This window comes from Maribellus maritimus (genome assembly GCF_022267315.1).
Lineage (GTDB): Bacteria > Bacteroidota > Bacteroidia > Bacteroidales > Prolixibacteraceae > Draconibacterium > Draconibacterium maritimum.
Window position 1 is genome coordinate 1 of record NZ_JAIKLE010000081.1, and the last position, 6,599, is coordinate 6,599.

6 protein-coding genes are annotated in these 6,599 nt (G+C 31.1%); all 6 read left to right on the forward strand.

Features of this window, described 5'->3' with window-relative positions; genetic code table 11:
• Window positions 1–393 precede the first annotated feature (393 nt).
• The 6 genes from K5G00_RS28525 to K5G00_RS28550 are packed head-to-tail and all read left to right on the forward strand — an operon-like array spanning window position 394 to window position 6,055.
• Entirely contained in the window at window positions 394–2,793 is a 2,400-nt protein-coding gene (locus K5G00_RS28525; RefSeq protein ID WP_238769901.1) for an FtsK/SpoIIIE domain-containing protein, read from the forward strand.
• A 3-nt stretch (window positions 2,794–2,796) separates the two neighbouring features.
• On the forward strand, window positions 2,797–3,363 hold the full coding sequence (locus tag K5G00_RS28530) for a coiled-coil domain-containing protein (RefSeq protein ID WP_238769902.1): 567 nt from the start codon (window positions 2,797–2,799) through the stop codon (window positions 3,361–3,363).
• Window positions 3,364–3,388: 25 nt separating this feature from the next.
• Window positions 3,389–4,318 (forward strand): hypothetical protein, encoded by a 930-nt coding sequence (locus tag K5G00_RS28535; RefSeq protein ID WP_238769903.1) that lies wholly within the window; start codon window positions 3,389–3,391, stop codon window positions 4,316–4,318.
• Complete coding sequence (locus K5G00_RS28540; RefSeq protein ID WP_238769904.1) at window positions 4,315–4,896, forward strand: hypothetical protein; 582 nt, start codon at window positions 4,315–4,317, stop codon at window positions 4,894–4,896. The genes K5G00_RS28535 and K5G00_RS28540 overlap by 4 nt, the downstream gene beginning before the upstream one ends.
• Before the next feature lie 8 nt (window positions 4,897–4,904).
• Window positions 4,905–5,573 carry a hypothetical protein gene (locus K5G00_RS28545; protein ID WP_238769905.1) on the forward strand — a complete coding sequence of 223 codons (669 nt, stop codon included), beginning with the start codon at window positions 4,905–4,907 and terminating at the stop codon, window positions 5,571–5,573.
• Window positions 5,574–5,584: 11 nt separating this feature from the next.
• Complete coding sequence (locus K5G00_RS28550) at window positions 5,585–6,055, forward strand: lysozyme inhibitor LprI family protein (protein ID WP_238769906.1); 471 nt, start codon at window positions 5,585–5,587, stop codon at window positions 6,053–6,055.
• Window positions 6,056–6,599: the final 544 nt, after the last annotated feature.

The window sequence follows — 6,599 nt, forward strand, 5'->3', positions numbered from 1 at the left end:
TCGGTGGTACGCCAACTGCGGATTCTCGCATCGCAGTTCCGTGTCCTTCGGACAGGAACGCTCTCCGAAATCCGCCCCGACAACATGTACCAACCAACCTGCAAGGTTGAAAAAAAGAAAAGACAAACCGAAATAGACAGAAAAAACTAAACCAAATTTGAAAATGATTACTTCGAAAAGATTTTGTTTTGCCAACGCGCTTTTGCCCTTTGGGGCAATTAGGGAATCCAACGCACATTGCACACATTTGCAAATCGCACAAGCCTACACTCAAACCAAAATTTGCAAAGGAGTGCAATTTTGGCCAATGCATGAAGCATATTTAGTTATTTTACATAAATTACACACTCATTTCTTTTACTAAATCAAAAATTCAAAGAAAAACGCAAAAAAATGACAAGAACTCTACCTGAAACAGTAGAAATAGGTACATTAAAAACAAAAAACAATAGAGTTATTGAAGCTCGATTTCCTATTGAAAACGAAAAAGGTTTATGCGTTTTGTGCACAAAAGAAAACCGAAAGAGATTACTAAATTTCTTTCAATTCTTTATTTTAGAATTAACAAAACAGACACCAAAAGAATTATTGCGTTTTCGTTTGTTTGACCCACAGGGGATGGGCGGAAACCTCAGTTTGTTAACCACAATTGACAAGGAAATAAGAGGTGAAAGAATCTACAATAGACAAGAAGATATTGAAATAATCCTAACCGAATTAGACGATTTATTAGAAGAGAATATTCAAAACGTACTAGGTTATCAATACGAAACAATATCAGAATACAATTCAAAAACCCGCGATATCCCACTTCAGTATAATTTCTTGGTAATGGTTGATTTTCCAAAATATCTGGAAAAAAAACATTTGGAAAAACTTAATCGACTGGTTTATAATGGAAGAAAGGCAGGTATTTATTTATTGCTTTTTATCGACACATCTTTTCAACAGGATGAATATGGTGGAATAGCTCCAAATGTATTTATAAATAAACTTCCGGTACTATTTGAAGCAGACAACACATTTCAAATCAAAAATTTTTCACTTGAAGAACATTTTAATAAAAATTTTCGTTTTGACTTGCATTCTTTTGATTCTGAAAGCAAAGATGAAATTATCAATGGAATAGTAAATAAAAGGGGGAAACAAAGAATTATTTCTGTTTCATTATCGGAATATTTAACTGATGAACACTTTTGGACAGAAAGCACCGAGAAAGGAATAAAAATACCTCTTGGGAAAAAAACAAATGGCATTACAAATCTTATTTTCGAGAACAACTCATTTCATGCTTTAGTTGGTGGAAAAACCGGCTCAGGGAAAACCGTGTTGTTGCATAATATTATAACAATTGGTGCCTGGTTATATTCTCCAAAAGAGTTGCAGTTTTGCCTTCTCGATTACAAAGAAGGGACAGAATTCAATATTTATAAAAAATTACCTCATGTTAAAGTTCTGTCAGTGAAATCTGAAATTGAATTTGGGCTAAGTTTTCTTGATTTTGTTCAATCAGAAATTAAAAAACGGGGAGAGTTGTTTAAAGATGCAAATGTTTCTAATATTTCAACTTATCGAAAAACAACAGGAAATGATTTACCTCGACTTTTAATAATAATCGATGAATTTCAGGTACTGTTTGGAGACAATTACAGCAATAATGAGTTTGTCGCTTCCAAGCTGGATGACATTTTAAAAAGAGGACGTTCCTTTGGAATTCATCTGATTTTGTCTTCTCAATCATTAGCCGAGATTCAAATGAAATCTTCGTCGTTTGGACAACTGAATACACGAATTGCCCTTTCGATGAATAAGGAAGATAGTCGCCGGATTTTGGATGATAATAATCTGGTTCCATCTGATTTTACAAAACCAGGTCAATGTGTTCTCAATAATAAGAATGGACAAAAAGAGGGCAATGAAGTATTTCAGGCTGCTTATTTTTCAGTTGAAAAATTGAAGCAAGTTATTTCAGATTTACAAAAAAGATATATTGAAAGTCCGGATTATGTTCAACATGAACAATTCATTTATGATGGGTCGTCAGAAGCACTTTTGGCAAATAATCCAATAATTAACAACCATGGAAGTTTACTTCCTACTGAATATGAAATTTTTATTGGTGAACCAGTTCGTCTTGAGTCTTATCATACAAATTACAAACTTGGAAAAGAAACGGGTTCTAATACTTTAATAATCGGAAAAGATTCAACTTCTGCCCTTTCCATATTTTATCATTCCATTTTTCAGCTTCAAAAGTATGAACAAATTAAAATAAAATTATTTGTGCCACCCTCTGTAACCGAGAATGAGTTAAGGTATTTCAATCAACTAAATGAAAACTCAAATAACATTCAAATAATAAAAGAAAATGAAATAACAGATTTGATGAGTCACTATAAAAATAAGATTGATGCTGTTATTGATGGGATTGAAAATTCAGTAAATTATATTTTCATTTATGATATCTACAATTTCCGTGCTTTTAGAAAAAGTGGATACAATCAACCTGTTGAATCGGAAAACTTACAATCGATTTTGAGAGATGGCCCGTTATACGGGATTCATGTTGTACTCTTCTCGTCAATCTATAAAGGGTTCTCTGAAACTATTGACGATTTGAATTACAAAGGAGATTTTGATGTAAAAATACAACTCAACGGAGGCGAAAGTGAACGGATGATGGATTACAACTTTAAGACTCCAACGATTAAAAATGGATTTGGCATGATAAAATCATCAAGGTTAAACAATGAGCCTTATAAATTTAAAACCTACTCTTTACCCAACTTATAAGATATGATAACATTTGAGGAATACCGCCAGCAATTGGACACACTTTTTCAATCTTCAGAAGAAGATTTGAAGAAACAGCTTAATACATTTAGGGAACAATTGAATGAAAATCAGCAAAAAAGAGACAGTTTGGTATTAAAGGAAAAAGAATTAATGTCCTTATTACAATCCATTAACTTAAAGTTAAAAAGTGATGAGAATAAAATTTCAGAAATTAGGTTATCCATTGAAAATTTGAAATCAGACTTTCAAAAATTAACTAATGAAAGAAATAAGCAAAAAAATATTCTGGATGGTATGGATGTTTCTTTTGATAAAAAAGATATCCTTAAAGAAAATGAGGATTTAAAAAGAAAAGATTCTGAACTTTCAAAAGCCATTATCGAAAATCTTGAAAAATTAGCATCGTTAAAAGCCAAAAAGGAATTACTAAAAAATAAAATTGATAAACTTGGAGTAAATTCTGATGGACGTAACCCGGAAGTTTTTATACCGCAATTCAAATCTGAAATTGAAGAAGCTAAAATTAGAGCTTTGAAACTTCAGGAAGAGTTAGATTCTTTGAATTAATATCCTATAAAATTAACAATCGCTTATGTCTCAATTATCATACAAAGATTATTTAGCCGAACTAAATTATAGTGAGAAAGATTTAGATGATAATTTTTCAATCGATTTTAAAAAAGTTGATGATGCAATTAATGAAACGTTATTAGAAATTGAACGATTAGAAAAAAGCATTGAAAAAAAGAATAATGATATACAAAAGCTTCAGAAACAAGAAAAACAATTTGTATCAGAAATTGAAAAATTAATTGTTGATGAAAAAAGAATGGTTGAAGATAAAAACCAACTTGTATTGGCAATTAACGATTTATTGGCAAAAATAAAAGGTAAAGAAAAAAGTGAAATAGAGATAAATTCTATTCAAACAAGTTCGGTTCAAATCAAAAAGGAAATCACTTTTAAACAACAAGAAATTGAAAAAAATTCTATTCATGAAAAGAAACTAATTAACGAAATTGAAGATTTAGTACAAAGCATTAATGATGCCGAGAAAAGAAAATTGCTTTATACTGAATTGATTAAGCTGGATGAAGAACGAAAGGAGCTAAAAAAAGTAAATGCCAACATCCAACGAAATTTATCACAAAAAAAGAATGCAATTACATTATTTAATAGCAAAGAAAAAGAATTATTAAAATTGCTTACGAAATACTTCACATTTGATGAGGTTAATGATATAAAAAAGAAATTAAATACAATTGAAAAATTAAAAGAAGCTAAAAGTATATTAGATAAATATACTGGGAAAAAACTTTCAGCAGGGTATGATACCTTAATAGGCATTCTTGGTTTTTTTTTATTGGGTGGCATTTCCGGATTAACAGAAGAAATTGAAAAAATCGGTTATTGGCTTATGCTTTTAATTCCATTATCCTTGATTATTTTGCTTCTATTATTTAGAAAGAATTCGATAAAGAAATCAATTAAAAAAGAGTTAGAATCATTATTAAAAATATGAAAAAGAACGACCAATATTATAGGGGTTATCAGGATGGACAAAATGATGCAAGTGCTGACCCTCCCAAACCAAGGGACTTTCGTAAAATGGGAGTTTCGTGGAAATACTGGGGCAGCATGTTTTTAGAGATTGTAACGCTATTTACTTACAGAGCTGATGATATGTTAGATTCCTACATTCAAGGATATAAGGATGGATATAATCAATCAATTCAGGCAAAATACAATCCACAAAAAGTCGAAGTTATAAATTCAGAAAACACTAATAAATCAAATACTATGAGTACAGTACAAAGTTTAGAACTGCAATTAAGACAGTTAGAGTCGTTAAAACATTTTCTTGATGCGTTTGGAAAAGAAATGGAGTCAAAAATGAGAGAATATAATAGTCGGGTTGAGCAACTCCATCGAGATGGATTAACGATTGAATCCTACAAATCATTTCAGGAGTATCATTTAAAGCCTACCAATCACAAAATAGCTGACATTAAAACATTCCTTGAAAGAGAATCAATTCCTTATGTTTCCAAGAATATTGAAGCTACCAAAAGTAGTCTGTCAATTGCACGGAGCAGGTAATGCAATTAATGAAGTTCCTTATCACAATATTATTAATATTTGAAAGTGTTCAGTTAACCAAAGCTCAAAATTCGCGAGACATTGTAGATAAATATATAGAAAGCGTTAACGATACAGGTTATTACAAACTCAACCACAACCCAATTGTATATGAATTAGAATCGTTTGGAAAAATCACTATCTTCTTCGTTTACTCTGCCGATGGTAGTCATAGTAATTTTGGAATAATTTATAATCCTATTAATAAATCCTATACACAATTTGGGGAAAATGATGTTGATGTTTTTAATTATAGTCCGGGAGTAATTTCAGTATTTTTTGAAAATTTGGATGATGACCAACAAAAAGAATTAATTGTTTTATACGAAAGTCAAAGCAGGACATATTACAGCGCAAATGGTGGTTATGCAGGAATAAAATCATTTTTTCAAACACGAGTTTTCAATATTGACTTTATAGGCAATAATATTGAAATTTTGGAATACAAAGCAATGGGAGAATTACTTACTGTAAATCCACCAAAAATAATTGGAACTATTGAAGAAGAATCATTGATTTTAAGAGAAGATTACGACAAACTATATAAGATTTTAGGAGTTACTCATAACGCTGATGCGATAAGGAAACGTATAAAAATGTTGAAAGATAATGGAATGCTTGGAGCTATAAAAAAATAAGAAAGTGTATTATGAAAATCCAACTTGCGGTATTTATTCTTATCAGTTTTAATTTTACAACAGTTGCACAAATTGATTTTAATAATCCACCTTGGGAGAAAAAATGCGAGGAATTATCTTCACAATCAGAAATGAATATTTGCAGCTATGAAAGTTTCTTAATTGCTGATAGCATTCTAAATACATACTATGACAGCTTATTTTCTTATTTAGATTCTCAATATTTAAATGAATTGAAGCTATCGTCGGATACGTCAGATAATTACCGAAAAGAATATTTGAAACAATTATCTGTACAGAAAGAATTCGTAATATCGTCTAAAAAGGATTTTAACACATTTAGAAAAAGTACATCTAAAATTGTTGAATATCAATACAAAGGTGGGACAATACAGCCAATGATAGTGAATATTTATGCACGTGAATTAACAGTAAATCAGATTAAAGTTTTAATAAATCTAATGGAGGAAATTATGAATTAATAATGTTACCAACACAAACAGTCAAGCACATTTGCAATTCGCACAAGCCAAAGCTGATACCCAAAATTGCAAAAGAGCTTGTCTGTTTTCCAACGCTTTTTTCCCGACCCAAAAACAAAATCGGGGTAGTGCTAAAATTGAAAATAAAGTAGTTCTATTAAAGGAAATTAAAACCCAGCAGGTAACAATCTGTATATGTCATAGCCGGTTTTGTGGGTAATTGTAGGTTCATCACCCGCATTAACCTTATCTCGGCTTGACAGGAAAGTAGCCCGCAGTCGGCTACGCCACATACAGGTAACCGTCAGACTGTGCAAAAACTAATAGAGTATTTGGGTAGGTACGCATGAAAAAATGGAAGAAATGAAATCTCAAAAGGTTAAATATAGTTTTTACACAGACTCCCGTTACCACACATTCCCCACATAAGCACATCCAGAATAGAGTTTAAATAAATTACTCTATTCTTTCCGAGCCAATTAACTACTGTTGCTAACGCGTATTTCTCTCCGAATGAAACTTCTGCTATTTTTGACCAGACCCT